16 protein-coding genes and 1 pseudogene are annotated in these 18118 nt (G+C 53.6%); 11 read left to right on the forward strand and 6 right to left on the reverse strand.

The window, feature by feature from the left end; genetic code table 11:
• The first annotated feature begins 3 nt into the window (after positions 1-3).
• Together ACR0MP_RS02575 and ACR0MP_RS02580 are read left to right on the forward strand one after the other, a co-directional pair.
• Positions 4-951 (forward strand): aldose epimerase family protein, encoded by a 948-nt coding sequence (locus ACR0MP_RS02575; protein WP_170403451.1) that lies wholly within the window; start codon positions 4-6, stop codon positions 949-951.
• Positions 941-2239 (forward strand): cytochrome c peroxidase, encoded by a 1299-nt coding sequence (locus ACR0MP_RS02580; protein ID WP_170403449.1) that lies wholly within the window; start codon positions 941-943, stop codon positions 2237-2239. Before ACR0MP_RS02575 ends, ACR0MP_RS02580 begins: the two co-directional genes overlap by 11 nt.
• On the opposite strand, the gene ACR0MP_RS02585 is transcribed toward ACR0MP_RS02580, so the two are convergent.
• Together ACR0MP_RS02585 and ACR0MP_RS02590 are read right to left on the reverse strand one after the other, a co-directional pair.
• Entirely contained in the window at positions 2240-3748 is a 1509-nt protein-coding gene (locus tag ACR0MP_RS02585; protein WP_170403447.1) for a CRTAC1 family protein, read from the reverse strand.
• Positions 3738-4955 (reverse strand): ROK family transcriptional regulator, encoded by a 1218-nt coding sequence (locus ACR0MP_RS02590; protein WP_170403445.1) that lies wholly within the window; start codon positions 4953-4955, stop codon positions 3738-3740. The genes ACR0MP_RS02585 and ACR0MP_RS02590 overlap by 11 nt, the downstream gene beginning before the upstream one ends.
• A 151-nt stretch (positions 4956-5106) precedes the next feature.
• Here ACR0MP_RS02590 and xylF point away from each other — a divergent pair, with 151 nt between their 5' ends.
• The 5 genes and pseudogenes from xylF to ACR0MP_RS02615 all read left to right on the forward strand — a co-directional run.
• On the forward strand, positions 5107-6126 hold the full coding sequence (gene xylF, locus ACR0MP_RS02595; protein WP_170512769.1) for a D-xylose ABC transporter substrate-binding protein: 1020 nt from the start codon (positions 5107-5109) through the stop codon (positions 6124-6126).
• 60 nt (positions 6127-6186) lie between these two features.
• A complete protein-coding gene (locus ACR0MP_RS02600) occupies positions 6187-7485 on the forward strand; it encodes a sugar ABC transporter permease (protein WP_480885739.1) in 1299 nt (432 codons plus the stop codon).
• Positions 7485-8288 carry an ATP-binding cassette domain-containing protein gene (locus ACR0MP_RS02605; RefSeq protein ID WP_170403439.1) on the forward strand — a complete coding sequence of 268 codons (804 nt, stop codon included), beginning with the start codon at positions 7485-7487 and terminating at the stop codon, positions 8286-8288. The genes ACR0MP_RS02600 and ACR0MP_RS02605 overlap by 1 nt, the downstream gene beginning before the upstream one ends.
• 9 nt (positions 8289-8297) lie before the next feature.
• Positions 8298-9605 carry a xylose isomerase gene (gene xylA / locus ACR0MP_RS02610; RefSeq protein WP_480885741.1) on the forward strand — a complete coding sequence of 436 codons (1308 nt, stop codon included), beginning with the start codon at positions 8298-8300 and terminating at the stop codon, positions 9603-9605.
• A gap of 91 nt (positions 9606-9696) precedes the next feature.
• Positions 9697-10047: pseudogene (locus tag ACR0MP_RS02615) on the forward strand (DDE-type integrase/transposase/recombinase); the annotation flags it as partial.
• 123 nt (positions 10048-10170) lie between these two features.
• Here the strand turns inward: ACR0MP_RS02615 and ACR0MP_RS02620 are convergent.
• The 4 genes from ACR0MP_RS02620 to ACR0MP_RS02635 all read right to left on the reverse strand — a co-directional run bounded on the left by ACR0MP_RS02620 (position 10171) and on the right by ACR0MP_RS02635 (position 13380).
• Positions 10171-11193, reverse strand: coding sequence for an adenylate/guanylate cyclase domain-containing protein (locus ACR0MP_RS02620; RefSeq protein WP_170396212.1), 1023 nt, complete (start codon positions 11191-11193; stop codon positions 10171-10173).
• A gap of 3 nt (positions 11194-11196) precedes the next feature.
• The gene (locus tag ACR0MP_RS02625; protein WP_170403431.1) at positions 11197-11556 is read right to left on the reverse strand and encodes a group I truncated hemoglobin; all 360 of its coding nucleotides are present in this window, start codon (positions 11554-11556) and stop codon (positions 11197-11199) included.
• A 117-nt stretch (positions 11557-11673) separates the two neighbouring features.
• On the reverse strand, positions 11674-12504 hold the full coding sequence (locus tag ACR0MP_RS02630; protein ID WP_170403428.1) for a class I SAM-dependent methyltransferase: 831 nt from the start codon (positions 12502-12504) through the stop codon (positions 11674-11676).
• A gap of 63 nt (positions 12505-12567) precedes the next feature.
• The gene (locus ACR0MP_RS02635) at positions 12568-13380 is read right to left on the reverse strand and encodes an alpha/beta fold hydrolase (RefSeq protein ID WP_480885744.1); all 813 of its coding nucleotides are present in this window, start codon (positions 13378-13380) and stop codon (positions 12568-12570) included.
• A gap of 287 nt (positions 13381-13667) precedes the next feature.
• Here ACR0MP_RS02635 and ACR0MP_RS02640 point away from each other — a divergent pair, with 287 nt between their 5' ends.
• From ACR0MP_RS02640 to ACR0MP_RS02655, 4 genes are all read left to right on the forward strand, one after another.
• Complete coding sequence (locus ACR0MP_RS02640; RefSeq protein ID WP_480885746.1) at positions 13668-15899, forward strand: ATP-binding protein; 2232 nt, start codon at positions 13668-13670, stop codon at positions 15897-15899.
• The gene (locus ACR0MP_RS02645; RefSeq protein WP_170396223.1) at positions 15892-16605 is read left to right on the forward strand and encodes a response regulator; all 714 of its coding nucleotides are present in this window, start codon (positions 15892-15894) and stop codon (positions 16603-16605) included. The genes ACR0MP_RS02640 and ACR0MP_RS02645 overlap by 8 nt, the downstream gene beginning before the upstream one ends.
• A gap of 39 nt (positions 16606-16644) precedes the next feature.
• Positions 16645-17535, forward strand: coding sequence for an adenylate/guanylate cyclase domain-containing protein (locus ACR0MP_RS02650; RefSeq protein ID WP_170403417.1), 891 nt, complete (start codon positions 16645-16647; stop codon positions 17533-17535).
• Between the two features lie 113 nt (positions 17536-17648).
• Positions 17649-18113: a hypothetical protein gene (locus tag ACR0MP_RS02655; protein ID WP_170396227.1), complete on the forward strand. Its 465-nt coding sequence runs from the start codon at positions 17649-17651 to the stop codon at positions 18111-18113.
• The last annotated feature ends 5 nt before the right edge of the window (positions 18114-18118 follow it).

Here is an 18118-nt window from a genome sequence, read left to right on the forward strand (position 1 = left end):
GCAATGGAATATTCTTCTCGGGTCGAGACGGTTATGCTGATCGATGGCGATATGCGGGCATCGGTGCTGAACTACGGGGCAATCACTCAAAGTTGGTGGTTCAAGGATATACCGCTTATTTTGGGGTTTGATGATCCAATCAAGTACTTACTCGATACAAGTTATGTGGGCGCAGTTGTAGGTCGTGTTGCGAACCGGATCGGCGGCGCGCGGTTCGAGTTGGCAGGCACACGTTTTGGGCTTAGCGCCAATGAGGGTAAGAATACTCTGCATGGCGGGGCTGAGGGGCTTTCCAAACAATTCTGGAACCTTAGACAGACCGCACCGAACGAAGTGGTATTGCACTACCTTTCACACGACGGGGAAAGCGGTTTTCCTGCGAATGTCCGGTTCGAGGTCAGCGTCACGCTGCGGTACCCACGGTTGACCTATATATTAAAAGGTTATCCTGACCGTCCTACGCCGATCAGCCTAACGCAGCATAACTATTATTCGTTGGGCAGCTCAAAAGGTGTCGACGCACACAAGCTGGAACTGGCCTCTGTCCGCTACTTGGAACTAGACGAACAAGGAGTTCCGTCCGGTGCGGTGTGTTCGACCAAGAACGGCGAACTTGATTTCTCTGCGCCCAGATCGATCGGGCATGTTCCAAAGGCCATAGACCACTATTTCTGCTTTGACCTGAATCGCGATCCAACTGGTCCGATCGCGAAGTTCACCGCACCGTCTGGTCTTTCTCTGACTGCATATTCTGACCAACCCGGAGTACAGGTCTATTCGGGTGCCCAATTGGCGAAGCCGCTAAGCGGTTCGGCTGGTTTGTGCATCGAACCCTCCGGATATCCGAATGCGCCCAACATACCCTCGTTTCCTTCGATCATATGCACCTACGAGAAACCGTACAGGCAGGTGCTCACGCTCGAGATTTCGGAAGATGGCAATGAGAGCTAGGTTAGTCATTTCCACCATTGGCTTTTTGATTGCCGGCAATGGCGCCAATGCTCAGGAGCTTGGGCCACCTCCAACTTTCCTAGAACCTGATTTCGACCGCGTTGAACTAGGACAGTTGCTATTCTACGACCCGATTTTGTCCGGCAACAAGAACATCAGTTGCGCGACATGCCATCACCCGAGGTTTGGCACTTCGGACGGCCTTTCGTTAGGAATCGGGGAAGGCGGGATTGGCCTGGCTGCTGAACGCAGGCTGGATCCCCAGAATACGCCGGAGCAACGCATCCCCCGTAATTCACCGGCGCTTTGGAATCTTGGTGCGACAGAGTTTACGACGTTTTTTCATGATGGGCGCCTTGAGGCCGATCCATCACAACCCAACGGGATTAGAACACCTTTGGGGACACATATGCGGTCCGGTTTCCAATCGGCATTAGCGGCGCAGGCGATGTTCCCGGTTCTTTCACCAGACGAAATGGCTGGTCATTACTCGGAAAATGACGTCAGCAAGGCAGTTCGACTCGGGCTTTTGACACAGCAAGGCGGCGCGTGGGATCTGATTGCAGCACGTGTTGCCGCTATCCCAGAATACAAGCAGCGGTTTGAAGCCATTACGCCGGGTGGTGAGATATCTTTCACGGCCATAGCAAATGTGATCGCAGATTTCATCGCGTTCGAATGGCGCGCAGATAACAGTCCTTTTGATCGCGCGATGCGAGGTGAGGGCACACTATCCGAAGACGCCGAACTTGGCATGAACCTGTTTTATGGAGAGGCGGGGTGTAGCGCATGCCACGTGGGATGGTTCCAAACAGATCACAAGTTTCATTCGATCGCTCTTCCGCAAATCGGGCCCGGAAAGGCCGCTCGATTTGAGAACCATATCAGAGATGATGGTCGTCTTCGCGTCACGGGTAACTCCGAGGACGCGTTTGCCTTTCGTACGCCATCGCTCCGCAATGTGACGCTAACCGCTCCTTACGGGCACAATGGAGCATTTGCACGGCTGGAGGATATCGTACGCCACCATCTGGATTCGGTTTCTTCTTTGCGAAGCTACACTACTGAAATGGCTTATTTGCCAGATTTTCCGGGTTCTGAAGACGAAACTCCGCTGCTGGATCAGCAACATCTAGATGCCATAGCCAAAAGCAACGGTTTACCGAAGGTTGTTCTAACGGATAATGAGATCGACGCGTTATTGAGCTTTCTGGCAAGCCTTGAAGACCCTGCTCAGAGGTTGGGCGTTCCTGCCTTTGTTCCAAGCGGTCTGCCGGTAGATCAATAGTCACCTGTGCATTTCAACGATCTGGTTCGGCACGACCTCCTGCCACGCACCGACTTCTCCGTCCGGCCATATAACTCGTAACTGTACTTGGGTCTCGGCCCCCAAGCCGAAATGATGATAGCCGGCCGTGCCTCCTACATGTCCGCCGCCAATGGTAATTTCGCGGGTCTGTAATCCCCGCCTGGTTCGAACCTCGACAAATCCGCCTACCGCTGCCCAATTGAATTTGTCCTGAGTAACTTCTACCAACAGCCAATTGTCACCTGCTGACATATTCTGGTTGACCTCAAGTTTTGATCCACGGTTTACGACCACCAGATCGAGCCGCCCATCGTTGTTCAGATCCGCAAGCGCTGCGCCGCGAGACTTCGCTATCGACGCAACACCAGCCTCTGCCGAAGCTTCGATAAACTGACCTTCCGAATCCTGAACCAAAAGGTTGTTCGGGTCGTTCAGTGCTGCATCGGGCATTTGCTCGACATTGCCTTTGGCGACGAAGATGTCGTCTCTGCCGTCATTGTTGACGTCTCCAAACTGCGCGTGCCAACCGGTCGACGGCCTTCCGTCATTGCCGACATGCGGCCTGTGGGCAGTCGTGCCTTTTTCATAAGTTGCATCGCGCCACGTCGGGCCGCCGGTATCGGGGTCAAAAATTTGGAGTTTTTGGTCACCCATCGAAGTCAAGTAAACCTCAGGAAAGCCGTCTCCGGTCAGATCGCGAGAGGCAATTCCCATGCCCCAGATCGAATAGGGCAGCCATCCGTCTTCGGGCGAATACAATCGGGGCTCTGGCTCCATGGCCCATAGTTGCTCTTGCCCGCCACGAACATAATAGTGGCGGTCGTTGCTGATACGGAGGTCAGCACGTCCGGTTCGCGCCCAGTCTGAAAACAAAATGGAAAGCGAGCAATATCCCGGTTTCAGATGCTGGGGTTGGCCATAACTGTTCCCGTTCGGGCGATAGAGTAGGGTTGGCCCGCAGGATTCAAACGGACCTTCTGGATCGAAGCGATCCACGTAAGTTCCAAACGCCAGAGTCGGCATAGACTGGCCTTCTTCCCAAGTGGCTGAAAACCCTGTGGTCCAGTGATCTTCGGATTGGAACTCGATGTTATCGAAGGGACGAAACTGACAATCCGACTGCCCTTGAAGCAGCACATCTTCGCCAACGCGCAAAATGGCCAGGTCAGTCAAGCCATCGCCGTTAATGTCTAATGGGTAAGCACCGGTTACTCCCGTCAAGAACAGTGGATCCGGCGTTTCAATCCGAAAAGAAATCTCGCCCTGAGAGGTGTTTTTGAACAGCTGAGATCGATTGGATCCGCCCGCGACGAACAATTCGGGAAACGTGTCGCCGTCACAGTCGAAAACTGCTACGCCACCACCCACAAAATGCTCCCAACCGCCGTCGTAGATATGTGCAGGTACATCTATTACTTTGAATTGCGGTTGAGTGCCCGCTTCGGCAGCCGTGGCAAGAAAGAGTAATGCCGCAAGTTCAGGACGCATTCGCCGCAAGCTCCTTCACCTTCAGGATCGAGACTTGTTCGATCCCATAGGCGGCCGCACCTTTGGCCCACATCAGATCACCCCAGTGATGCACTTTGATTTCAGGCAAGGGTGCGTCGACATTCACAACACCATTTCGAATGCGCGTCATAACTTCGGCTGAGCAAAGGTGTTCAAAACTCATTTGCGCGCCCGATACAATAATGCACTGGGGATCGAACAGATTAATCAGATTGGATACCCCAAGCCCGAACATCTGTCCTGCACGCGCTAGAACCGAGGCGGCTCTATCATCACCGGAATTGGCACGAGCGTGGATATCCGAGACCGTTTGCATATTATCGGCGTGACCTGTGACAGTCATTTCCCGGATCAGGGCGTAGTCCCCCACATAGGCTTCCAGACACCCCCGTTGTCCACATTGGCATAATGCGCCATCGAGTTGCACCTTAGTATGCCCAAATTCGGCCCCGCACCCTCTTTCCCCGCGATAAAGTCGGCCGTCCAGAACGATGCCAAGCCCAACACCATGTTCGATCGTGACGACAAGGAAATTCTTCAACCCGTTGCCTAGCCCAGAAAGCTGTTCAGCCTTTGCGACAAGGTTCGCGTCGTTTTCCACGAATGCAGGGCAGGGGAGTTCTTTCGCAAGTAAAGGGCTGAAGTCAATGTTTCTTTCAGTTACCGAGGATGACCAGTGGACAAAGTTCCTTGCCGCATCAATCTGCCCGGCCAATCCGATTGAAACGCCAGCCAAGTGTCCGATTGAAAGACCGACCCGTTGGCACGTAACTTCAAGGGCTTCGCGAATAGTCGATATAAGGTTCGTCGGCGACATTCGGGCGTCTTCAAGCGGGACGTTGTGCGACGTCACCTCGTTGCCTTCAAAATCCACCAATATGACCGAGATCACCTGACGAGCAATCTTCAGGCCCGCAACAAGAATGGATTGGCCATCCAATTGCAGCAAAACTCTGGGCCGACCTCTTTTTCCAGACTTTGACTGAGCTTCGCCTTCGGTTTCCTTGATCAGCCCTGCCGAGATCAGATCAGCCGTCGCTGAAGTGATCGTGGCAGGACTGGTCTCCAAGGCGGATGCGATATCAATCCGCGATACGGATCCATTGCTTCTGATCTGTTCCAACACCCGTAGGCGGGTCGCGTTTCGTTGGTCCAAAGAAACTACAGACGCTTTGCTTTTCAGCATCTTGCCCTCGCGAATCTTACCTTTGGTTCAATCTATTTGAATTTTGATGTGTCTTATAGACTAAATATTTTACCGACTGAAATAAATGTGTTATTTAAAATTGTGAGAGCCGCGAATCGAGTTGAGATGGCTCTGCATATGGGAGGAAATCATGAAAAAAATTCTCAGCTTCTCAGCTGTAGCCACGCTGCTGGCCTCGACTGCGTTCGCAGAGCCGGTAGTCGGCGTAAGCTGGTCCAACTTTCAGGAAGAGCGCTGGAAGACAGACGAAGCCGCGATCAAATCGGCGCTAGAAGCCGGCGGTGCCGAGTATATCTCGGCCGATGCGCAATCATCCTCGGCCAAACAGCTTTCGGATATCGAAAGCCTGATTGCGCAAGGCGTGGACGCGCTTATCATCCTAGCGCAGGACGCGCAGGCCATTGGTCCCGCGGTTCAGGCCGCGGCGGACGAAGGTATTCCTGTGATTGCCTATGACCGTCTGATCGAGGACGACCGAGCATTTTATCTGACCTTCGACAACGTGGAAGTCGGCAGAATGCAGGCTCGGGCTGTCTTTGAGGCCATGCCCAAAGGCAACTACGTGATGATCAAAGGCTCTCCTACTGATCCGAACGCAGATTTCCTGCGCGGTGGTCAGCAAGAGATCATCGGAGCAGCCGTCGACAGCGGTGACATTGTAATTGTTGGTGAAGCCTACACAGATGGTTGGTTGCCCGCGAACGCGCAGCGGAACATGGAACAAATCCTGACCGCGAACGAAAACAACGTGGATGCAGTCGTTGCGTCGAATGACGGTACTGCAGGCGGTGTTGTTGCTGCGCTGACCGCACAGGGTATGGAAGGCATTCCGGTGTCAGGTCAGGATGGCGACCACGCAGCGTTGAACCGCGTTGCGCTGGGCACTCAAACCGTTTCGGTATGGAAGGACGCTCGTGAACTCGGAAAGGCCGCTGGCGAAATCGCAGTCGCATTGAGCGGTGGGACAAGCCCTGCTGATGTCGAAGGTGCAGTTAGTTGGACATCACCTGGTGGCACCGAGATGAACTCGGTCTTCCTCGCACCCGTTCCGATCACCAAGGACAACCTATCCGTTGTTGTGGACGCTGGATGGATCCCATTGGAAGATCTGTGTCAGGGCGTTGAAAACGGACCTGCTCCCTGCAACTAAACTTCAAAGTCCCTGGCCCCGTCTGGGCCGGGGACTATCGCTGAATATGAAAGATCGGAAATGACCGAAACTTCGTCTCAGCCGGTACCTGAAAAAGCGAAACCCAGCCTGTTCCAGCAACTGGAACTGGATATGCGGCTTTTGGGAATGATCGGCGCGTTTGTCATCCTGTGCATCGGGTTCAACATCTTCACAGATGGAAGGTTCCTGACGCCGCGCAATCTATTCAACCTGTCCATCCAGACGGTTTCGGTCGCCATTATGGCATGCGGGATGGTATTTATTATCGTCACGCGGCACATCGACTTGTCGGTTGGTGCACTGCTGGCAACAACCTCGGCCGTGATGGCGATGACGCAAACCGAGCTTTTGCCGCAAGTACTTGGTATGGGTCTGAACAATCCTGCAACCTGGGCGATCACCATTGTCGTCGGGTTGTTTGTCGGCACGCTGATTGGTGCGTTTCATGGCTGGATGGTCGGATACCTGACGATACCAGCCTTCATCGTTACGCTTGGTGGGTTTCTGGTTTGGCGAAACGTGGCGTGGTATTTGACTAGCGGTCAGACGATTGGTCCTCTGGATAGTACATTCCTGATGTTTGGCGGGACCAACGGGACATTGGGAACGACGACAAGCTGGCTGTTCGGCTTTTTTGCTACCGCAATCGCGATCTGGGCTTTGTGGAGCAGTCGTCGCGCAAAGGCGGCGCATGGGTTCCCCGTCAAACCTGTCTGGGCCGAGGCCACTTTGGCCGGGATAATCGCGATCGCCATCCTCGGGTACGTTTACATCGTAAACAGCTACGCCATACCAACGCGTCGGCTGCAACGTATGTTCGAAGCGCGCGGAGAGACAATGCCAGAGGGGCTGGTCGTCGGATACGGCATACCGATTTCTGTACTCATCCTAATCATCGTGGCTGTCACGCTGACAATTGTGGCGCGAAAAACCCGGTTTGGTCGGTACATCTTTGCCACTGGCGGCAACCCGGATGCGGCAGAGCTTTCGGGTATCAACACTCGACTGCTAACCGTGAAAATCTTTGCTTTGATGGGTTTCTTGTGCGCCGTGTCCGCGGTGGTCGCCTCGGCCCGCTTGGCGAACCATTCGAACGACATTGGTACGCTCGACGAACTTCGGGTCATAGCAGCTGCAGTGATCGGAGGAACCGCATTGTCGGGCGGCATCGGCACTATCTATGGCGCGATCCTGGGTGCATTGATCATGCAGGCGCTGCAATCGGGCATGGCAATGGTTGGCGTTGACGCGCCGTTTCAGAACATCGTCGTCGGCAGCGTCCTCGTGTTGGCCGTCTATATCGACATCGTTTACCGCAAGCGACTGGGGGCAAAGTGATGCAAGCTCAGGATACGCAGAAAAAACCTTCTGGCACTGGGCGCGGTTCAGGCGCGCCGCCATTGGTCGAGATGCGCGACATCTCGATTTCCTTCGGTGGGATCAAGGCCGTCGACCATGTGTCGGTCGATCTCTATCCGGGTGAAGTCGTTGGCCTGCTTGGCCACAACGGGGCCGGAAAGTCCACGTTGATCAAGGTATTGTCCGGCGCCTATCAGATGGACCACGGCGAAATTCTGATCGATGGCAAGCCGGTCGAGATTGGCAATCCCCGTGACGCCCGGGCGAACAATATCGAAACGATATATCAGACGCTCGCCTTGGCCGACAATCTGGACGCGACATCAAACCTGTTCCTGGGGCGCGAGATGACGACGCCTTTTGGCTTGGTCAACGACGCAGCCATGGAGGCCGAGTGCCGAAAGATCATGGCGCAGCTCAACCCGAACTTTCAGAAGTTCAATGACCCGGTCTCCGCCTTGTCGGGTGGGCAAAGACAATCAGTGGCGATTGCTCGGGCCGTCTATTTCAATGCCCGTATCCTGATCATGGATGAACCCACAGCAGCGCTTGGGCCGCATGAAACTCAGATGGTGGCGGATCTGATCCACCAGCTGAAGGCGCAAGGCATCGGGATATTTCTGATCGATCACGACGTGCATGCCGTCATGGAACTGTGCGACCGCGCATCGGTCATGAAGAACGGAAAACTGGTTGGGACGGTCGATATCTCAGACGTAACTGATGACGATCTTTTGTCGATGATCATTCTCGGCAAACAGCCAGCACAAAAAGCAGAGTAGGGGGCAGAAATGCCAAGTGGATTTTTTGAAGGGATCGAGAAGGTCCAGTTTGAAGGCGTGGACAGCAAGAACCCGTTGGCCTTTCGTCACTACGACCCGGATGAAATAATCATGGGCAAGCGTATGGAGGATCATCTGCGGTTTGCAGTGGCCTGGTGGCATTCATTCGCGTGGGAGGGCGGAGACCCCTTTGGTGGACCTACGTTCGAACGCCCATGGTATCCTCAGGACGATATGGGCCGGGCCCGACAGAAGGCAGATATTGCATTCGAATTGTTTGCGCTTTTGGGGCAGCCATTCTTTTGCTGGCACGACGCTGACATCCGGCCCGAACAGGGAAATTTTGCCGATAACCTGCGCACATTGGAAGATATCACCGATTATATCGGTGAAAAGATGCAGGTGTCTGGTACCAAGCTGCTTTGGGGCACGGCCAATATGTTCAGCCATCGTCGCTGGATGTCTGGCGCCAGTACCAATCCTGATCCCGACGTTTTTGCATTCGCTGCAGCGACCGTGAAATCCTGCATGGATGCAACTCACAAGCTCGGCGGCGAAAACTATGTTCTGTGGGGTGGTCGTGAGGGCTACGAAACCCTTCTGAACACGGATTTGAAAACCGAGTTGGACCACATGGGCCGTTTCTTGAACATGGTCGTTGAATACAAACACAAGATTGGGTTCAAAGGAACTATTCTCGTTGAGCCCAAGCCTCAGGAGCCGTCCAAACACCAATACGACTACGACGCCGCGACTTGTATTGGATTTCTCAGGAAGTACGGGTTGGAGGACGAGGTCAAGTTGAACCTGGAGCAGGGGCATGCGATCCTGGCCGGACACAGTTTCGAGCATGAAATTGCGGTTGCCGCTGCCGAAGGGATGCTTGGCTCGATCGACATGAACCGAAACGATTACCAATCCGGATGGGATACGGACCAGTTCCCGAATAACACGCCAGAGGTTGCTTTGGCATATTACTACATCCTGAAAGCTGGTGGCTTTACAACTGGGGGCACAAATTTTGACGCCAAAATACGTCGGCAGTCGCTTGATGCAAAAGATCTTGTTGCAGCCCATGTCGGTGGAATGGACATTTGTGCACGAGGCTTGAAAGCTGCGGCTGCTATGATTGAAGACGGTGGCTTGGAGGACGCGCTGACGGAACGGTATTCCGGTTGGAACACGCCGGAAGCAGTGTCTATGTTGGGTAGCAGTCTGGAAGAGATTTCTGCCCGGGTTCTGCAGGAAAATACCAACCCGAAACCACAATCTGGGCGTCAGGAGATTCTGGAGAATTATGTGAACAGGTTTGTGTGACCAAGGAAAACTGCAATCGGGGAACTGTCAAAAGAATCTTGTCAGAAGAACTTTGCTTGGGCGGGGTAGGGGTGTTGCGTAGCTTTTGCCCATGACCAGACCTGCATCTTTCAAATACTATAACAACCGGTTCTGAGATCATCCGCTTGACCGAGATGCTGTACATCCGATTCCCGCTCTCGCTTCGGAATGCCGTAGATCTGTTGCACGAGCGAGGCATCGACCTGAGTCAAGAAACCGACTGCTACTGTTGGGACAGGTTCGGTCCGATGTTTGCCTTTGATATCCGAAGAATGCGGGTGCAACAACTGCGCGCACTCTCGATATGGAAGTGGCACGCCGACGAGATTTTGTGAAGGTGAATGGTAAGAGACACTGCCTCTGGCGGGTTGTTGATCACGAAGGCGAGGTGCTGGAAACCGTTGTCACCAAACGCCGAAACGAGTAGCCGCTTATTTCGGGATCAAGATCAGTGGTTTTGGGACTGGTTAAACAACCTACTTTCTTCACTGCAGCGATCAGTCAATATTTAGTGCGAACTAAGGATTACAGCGGGCATTGACGCTTAGCTATCGTCGGACAAGCGCCAGATGTCTTGCTCTCCAAACCCACGGATTGTTCGCGCGCCGACATTCTCAAGGTCAAACTGATCTTTGAGGACCTGCGCGACTTCGTCCTGGACTGAAATCTGCATCGGGTCAGAGAATTCCTGAAGTCTGGAGGCCAGATTCACAGCCGGACCAAAGATATCGTACACATACTTCTGGATGCCAACGACCGACCCGACGACCGATCCCGTGGCCAGTCCAATTCTGCACCGCCACTGATGCGGATGGCTAAGGTTTCGGCGGGTCAAATAGCGTACGAAACGAATGGCTGTGTTTGCGATTGCCTTGGCGTGATCCGGAGTCGGGTCGGGCAGACCAGCGACGGTGATATATGCGTCTCCGATTGTCTTGATCCGTTCGCAACCGAATTGCTCACCTATGCGATCAAACGCGCTGTAAATATCGTTCAGCTCAGTGACGGTGACGCTTGGGTCCTGCGAGGCGACCATATCCGTGAACCCCACGAAATCGAGCATCAGGACGGAGACGGGATCATAGAGTTGTGGCGTGACCACGCCGAAAGTCTTGTACTCTTCGTAGACCGACCGGGGCATCAGATTTAGCAGCAGTTTTTCAACCTGCTCCTTTTCCCGCTTCAACTCGCGGGTGTTCCGTTCCACCATCATCGAATAGGAGTCGATCATGGACTCCAGCTCTTTGATGCGGGTGATGTTCTGACATACCAGAACCAGCACATCGTCATGCGCGACCGTGAAATCGAGTGCGATCACCAGTGTGCGGCGTTTCTTTTTGAACGTGATTTCTGATGTATGTCGCCCGGTGCCGGACAGGCTTGTTTGCACTGTGTCGATATCTAGATCAGGAAAGAGCTGCTGCAATTGGTCTGAAGGGCCATCGGCACTGAACCACTCGTCAAACGTATCATTGCGGAACCCAAACTTCAGCGATTGACGGTCCAGTAGGGCAACGCCCACACCGATCGCGCGAAGGAGCTGTTCATTGATGGCTTCGATGGTCATGATTTATCCAACAATCAAGGGGCGACGTTTACTGAATTCCGCGACAACGATATCGATATCCTCGGCATCCACGCCGTGTCTTTGCAAAGCATCACGGAGCACGACCTCCAACTCGTCGAAATGGTCATCCGTAATTGCGAGATGAGAGTGTAACTGGCGCAGTTGATTGTCGGTGTAGGAGGCCGGACCACCAAGGAGCGACGCTATGAACTTGGTCTGATGGTCGACCATGCGACTCATATCCACGTTGTCGAAGAATGGTCCAACCTCGTCATTGTCGAGCAGGATGTCATAGAACGAGAACACGATCTTGCTGATCTGTGAAAACCCACCGTACTTTTCATAAAGTGTGCGCTCGGCCATAACAAAATCCCCCTTAAACAAACTAATACCAAGAAAATGGTGGATCGACTACACCGGGTGATCTTCATCGTTCTTTGACGGTTGGGTCAAAGAACGATGAGCCAGTGATTCACGATCTCAGCTGCGCTGCATGACAATTTCAGCGTACTCGGATGAGATGCAAAGTGTGTCATTGCCTGAGATATCGAACTTCTCGATCAGGGCCATGATATCGCGCTGCAGCGCCTCTTGTCCCGATGCGTCCAGTGCATCGAAGGCCTTTTGCATCGGGCCATAGAACGTCCGAAAATACTCTAGGAAGTGTTCGGCTGAACGGTAGCGGAACATGAAGTTCTTGCGTCGGAACGAAACGATGGTGCTGTGCGATCCGAAGGCTTCTTCAATCCAGTCCCGGCTGCCCCACAAAGCCGGAGAGCTTACGCCAGCAGGTGGAGGCACATGTTTACCGATCGTTTTGAACAGAAGGCCGATGAAGCTGTCCGGCGTCCAGTTGGCCAGACCAATCTTGCCGCCGCGTTTGACGACCCGTTGCAGCTCTGCTGCTGATTGTTGTTGGTTCGGTGTGAACATCACGCCGAACGTCGAAACCACCGCGTCGCAGGATTGATCATCGAAAGGCAGGTTTTCGGCGTCGGCAACCTTGTAGGTCACGAACAGACCTTCCGCTTTGGCGCGCTGGCTGCTGGCGTCCAGCAGGGCTTCTACATAGTCGGTCGATGTAACATCACAAAAGCGCCGGGCGAAGGCCAGGGTGGCATTACCATTCCCGGCGGCGACATCCAGTACCTTGGAACCGGGCATCAGATCCATGGTTTCAGCCAGTTCTTCACCCGTAATTTGAAGGGTGACACCCACTTTGCTGTAGTCGCCGGAGCCCCAGGCGACGTTTTGCTTTGCTTTGATTGCCGCAAAGTCTGTGGTGGCGTTGATCGATGTTTGAATACCCATGATATTGCTCCTTTTGATGTGGCAGTGGTTTGATGAAGGCCGCATTGCTAAATGCGGCCCCGGTCAGGCAGCTTGACGTTCTGGCCAGCTGACAGTTTCAACGGGCCGCTCCACATTGGCCACGTGTTCGAAAATCCTTGCGTTGATCCATTCGGGCTGGAAGACCGGCGCCATATGGCCCAGCTCGGGCAGCAACGCGATCCGCGCATTGGGCAAAGCCTTCGCGATCTCGACCGAGACGTGCTGCGCAATCTCAGGTGACTCCAAACCAGTCATTACCAACGTCGGTATTTCAAGCTTGGACAGGTCCTTCAGTTGCCAGGTTTCAGCAAAACCTTTTGCAAAATCAGACATGACTGATGGGATCATCCCAATGAACCGGTCCCGGGCCTGCGCGGGCAGCGAGTTCCAAAACCCCTTCTCGTTCCAGAAATCCAAAAAGTGATGCATACCAGCAGCGGCATCGCCATCCGCTGCTGCGGCGCTCACCACACCCGCGAGAAGCTGGATTTGCCCGAACAGTTTCTTGCTGACCTCATTGCCAGCCTTCAGAAAATGAAAGGCTGCAGGCTCATATACCGTCAGGCTTTTGACAAGATCAGGACGCATCAACGCGATTTTGATGGCAATACCTCCGCCGTTGGAATGTCCAACAAGATGAACGGGGCGTCCCAGCGCTTCGATTTCGTGGATTACCGGTATGGCAGAAAACGCCGCACCGTTTTGAGAGTTATCTCCAGTCAACGGGCTACGACCGTACCCGGGAAGATCAACAGCGTGAACACTAAAGCGACCTTCCAGATCCGCCGCCAGTTGGTTCCATTGCCCACTATTGGACGCCGAAGAATGCAACGCAAAAATAGGTGCGTTAATCATTTCAGTAGTTCTAAAAGAAATAGTCATCGTTCTTACCCAATCGCACTTAAGATGGGCAATAACTGACCTTTCTATGTTTCATTGTGATGTCTGGAAGCGGTGCCAAGTGTTTCAGTTGTTGCTCTGTGAAGCAGGTCACACAACTTGCTATCCGGCTCAAAAACAAACAGGTTTATCGGCCGGTACTTGGCTGAGTTGGCACCTATTGAAACAATTGAAACACGCGATGCTGATTTTGAAATGGCATTGAAACAATGGTATCCTAAAAATTCAGGATGACGATGGGCATGGCGAACGAATTTGAAGAAATCGAGAAGGCGAGGGACCTTCTTCGTGATGCGATCGAATCTCTCAAAGAAGGGTTCGCCCTCTATGATGATGATCGCCGCCTTGTCCTATTCAACCAACGATATGCCGAGATGAACAAGGGGGTCGCCGACCTGCTGCAACCCGGACTGGACTGGGAAATCCTGATGCGCGAGACGGCACGCCGCGGGATATATGCGGACGCCATCGGCAATGAACAGCAGTGGGTTTCGGACCGGTTGGCCAACGGTGTCGAGTTCATCCAAGACTTTGAGCTGACGGAAACGGATGGGCGCACCTATCTGGTTTCTGTTCATCCCACCAAGTTCGGCGGATTTGTCGTCACGCGTGAGGATATCACCGAACGCAAACAAGCCGAGGTCGAAGAGCGCGACGGCGATCTATTGATCCGAAAGGTGCTGGATGCCAGTTCGGCAATCGTAACTATGGCGCGGATTGGTGATGGTCAGATACTGTATCGCACGCCTGCTGCGCTGCAGATGTTCGGACCTTCCAAATCCGCAAAACAACATTATCAAAAGCCGGAAGAGCGCGCGGATTTTGTAACCCAGCTTTTGGCCGATGGTCGTGTCGATGACTACAAGCTCGACTTGATTAATGCGGCTGGCAAAACCTTCCCTGCGTCGATTTCGTCTCAATTGATCGATTACAAAGGCGAAGAAGTCATCGTGACCAGCGTGATCGATCTAACCGTCCAGAAAGAGGCTGATGCCCTGATCCGTCAGGTCATGGAGGCTTATCCAGCAGCCATCAACATGACGCATGCCGACACCGGAGAGGTGCTGTTTGCTACGCCCGAGATAAAGGCGCTGTTTGGTGAAGCAGAAAGTTCGAAATCCTACTATGCGGACCCGAATGAGCGCCAACGGTACCTGAAAGACCTCCGGCAAGCGGGGGCGCTTAAGGATCGACGTATGGAGTTCGTCGATGCAAGCGGACGAAAGTTCTGGGGGGCGGATTCTTCACGGCTGATCGAGTTCAACGGTGAAGAAGTAATCGTTTCCAATACCCGCGATCTGACCGATGAATTGGCCATTGAGGCTGAGCTTGAAAAGCAACGAGAGCTGCTGTTCCAGAACGAAAAGATGTCTGCGCTTGGCGAACTACTCGCCGGTGTGGCGCATGAGCTTAACAATCCATTGTCGGTTGTTGTGGGTCATTCGTTGATGTTGAAGGAAGAAATTTCCGACCCCGATCTCGGTGTCAGGATTGAAAAAATCGGCAATGCTGCAGAACGCTGCGCGAAGATTGTAAAGACCTTTCTGGCGATGGCGCGTCAGCAGCCCAGCAAGATCGAGCAGGTTGATGTTCCCAGCCTGATCGAAACAGCTGCGGATGTCGCCGGGTACGGTAGCTCATCAGGTGAAATTCGCATTGAGCAAAGTGTGCCAGCAGACCTGCCTGCAGTTGCCGGGGATGCGGACCAGCTTACGCAAGTCGTCTTGAATCTTATCATCAATGCCGAGCAGGCCATGACCGCATCCGGCATCGGCGACCAGATCATGCTGTCTGCCGAGGTCAAGCCTGCCATCGGAATGGTTGAGATCACGGTTCAGGACAATGGCCCCGGTATCCCCAAAGCCATACGCGCACGTATCTTCGAGCCGTTCTTCACCACAAAAGAAGTGGGTGACGGCACCGGGATTGGGCTTGCTTTCTGTCACCGGATCATTCTGTCCCATGGCGGTCAGATCAGGCTTGATCAGGCCGCAGTGTCCGGCACCTGCTTCCGGATAACTCTGCCCGTCGCAAAGATGCAAAATGATGTGGCTGAAGAAAAACCCGAACCCGCCGCGAATTTTGCCAAGCACCGTGCATTGGTCGTGGATGATGAGGTCGAAGTGGGTGAGATCAATGCCGAGATACTGCGGAAGGACGGCTTTCACGTTGATTTCGTTACCTCAGGGGAAGAGGCGCTCAGGCAACTGCAGTCCGCCAACTACGATGTATTCCTAAGTGATATGAACATGCCCGGTGTTGACGGACGCAAGATTTATGAGGCGCTGGTGGCGCGTTTTCCGAAAATGCTGACCCGGACAGCATACATCACCGGGGACACCATGGGTGAAAGCTCATTGGGACTGCTGAAGGAATCCGGTCTGCCCTATCTGGAAAAACCCGTCTCGCCTTCGGAACTGAGAATACTTGTCGGAAAGCTGCTCGCCGATCAGAAGGATCAAACGGATGAATGACCAGAAAACCCATATCCTGGTTTGCGATGACGAGATCGACGTGCGCGAGATGCTTCAGGAATATCTGAGCAAACGCGGGTACGAGGTTTCTGCAGCCGCTGGCGGAGAAGAGCTCCGGTCTGTCATCTCCTCTCGTGCTGTTGATGTCATGATCATGGATATCAATATGCCAAAGGAAGACGGTCTTTCGATCCTCAGATCGCTTCGTCCTGAAAACACGACGCCCGTGATCATGTTGACTGCAGCAGGCGATGTAGTGGACCGGATCATCGGGCTTGAGATGGGGGCAGATGACTATCTTGGAAAGCCGGTTGATCTTCGGGAACTGGAAGCGCGGATCAAGGCCCTATTGCGCCGAGGGGCCATCAACGAAAGTCTGCCCGCAGATGCCTCCGAAGGCAATTTGGCCCTTTTTGGCGACTACACGCTGGATAAAGAGGCAGCCAAACTTCTTGCGCCGGATGGATCCGAGGTCCCGCTAACGGCGATGGAGTATAGTCTGCTCAAGGTGTTTGCTGAAAACAAAGGGCGTGTTTTGAACCGTGATCAGTTGCTAGAACAAGCGCATGACCGGTCCTGGGACCCGTTCGATCGCAGCATTGATATCAGAATATCCAGACTGCGCCGGAAGCTTGAAACCAACCCGGAAAAGCCGGAAATCATCAGAACCGTGCGGGGTATAGGTTATGTTTATGATCCCAAATAGGGTTTGCCGTTCCGGACAAGCAAAATTGCGAGTAGCACCGTGGAAACCAAGCTCGTCACGACCATAATTGCTGACATTTCTGACAGCACTCCGTTCTACGAAGAAATGGGGGACGATCAGGCGCAGCAGTTGATTCAGTTTGAAATCGATCGATTGCGTGAGGTTCTACTTGGGTTTGGCGGAGTTCCTGTGGGGCAGAAAGGCGATGACGTCTTGTCCTATTTCAAGGAACCCGAGGCCGCCGTAAACGCGGTTGTAGAGATGATTCAGAAACCGCCTGGAACATTACTGTCGGTCCACGCGGGTGTTCATCAAGGTCCTGTTGTTATTGGCGATAATGGGATATTTGGCGAAACAGTAAATCTGACCGCACGTTTGGCGGCCGCGGCCAATCCGGGTGAAGCTTGTGTCAGCGAAAGCGTCGCCAAGGATCTAAGCCCCGAAAGTCTCCAGATGCTCACCCCAATCGGATCGCTTCGCCTGAAAGGTGTGAGTGAACCGGTCAAAGCCTATTCAATCGTGGCCTCAACGGACGGGTTAAGCACCGTGATGCATCTGCCGACGCAGACGGCCAGCGGATCTGAGGGCATGCAGCAGAATGAAAGCTTTGCGCTCATTCTTTATCACGACGATCATACCTGGCGGTGTCGGGAAGGCGGGGAGCTAACGATCGGCAGATCCAGTCAATGCGATGTCATCCTGCCTGAGCCGTGGGTTTCGCGACTGCATGCGGTACTCAGCATGAAAGGCGGGAAGCTGATGCTGGCGGATCGCAGTTCGTCGGGAACTTACGTACAATTCGAGAATGCGCGTGAAATCCAGCTTAAGCGCGAGAACATAATGCTGGCCGATAGCGGGCTGATATCGCCTGCACTATCAATTTTGCACTCTGATGCGCGCCCATTAGAGTTTGAGGTCGTCCGCCGATAAACGACGTGGCACGCCTGAATTCTGGCTTCTGTGGTGAAAGTCTCAGAAAGAAACTCGCGATTGTGCTAGAATCGGCACCAATTGCGTATTTCAACCAAGATTGGGAGGGAATGATGTCATTGAATACTTCAGGAAACCAGCTTCGTCAGGGCGCTCTGATCCTGGGTGCAGCTACACTCTTGTTCGGTGCTGATGCAACTGCCCAGTCAGCGATGCCCAATGCCTGCCCTGTGGATGGGTGTGAGGTGCAGATTGTATCGGTCGCCAAAGAGGGTGACGAACTGCTTGTAAACTACGATGCGAATTTCACTCCGGACGTATCGAAGAACCATTTCCATACATGGTGGGGCGAAAGCTATTCCGTTGAGCAAGTCGGCAGAAATGCCCAAAGCGAATTCAATGCCGTTCAAGGCAGGTGGCATCGGCACGATGATTACCCAAGCTATGTGACGAAGGAGGCGGCCTCGACATCGGCGCGCGAGGGAGGGACGACACTGTGCGTTACTGCTGCCGATAGGGACCACAACATATTGGATGCGACCAAGTATCATTGCGTGGATGTGCAAGAGCACCTCTGAAGCGC

This window comes from Ruegeria sp. K3, from assembly GCF_056531845.1.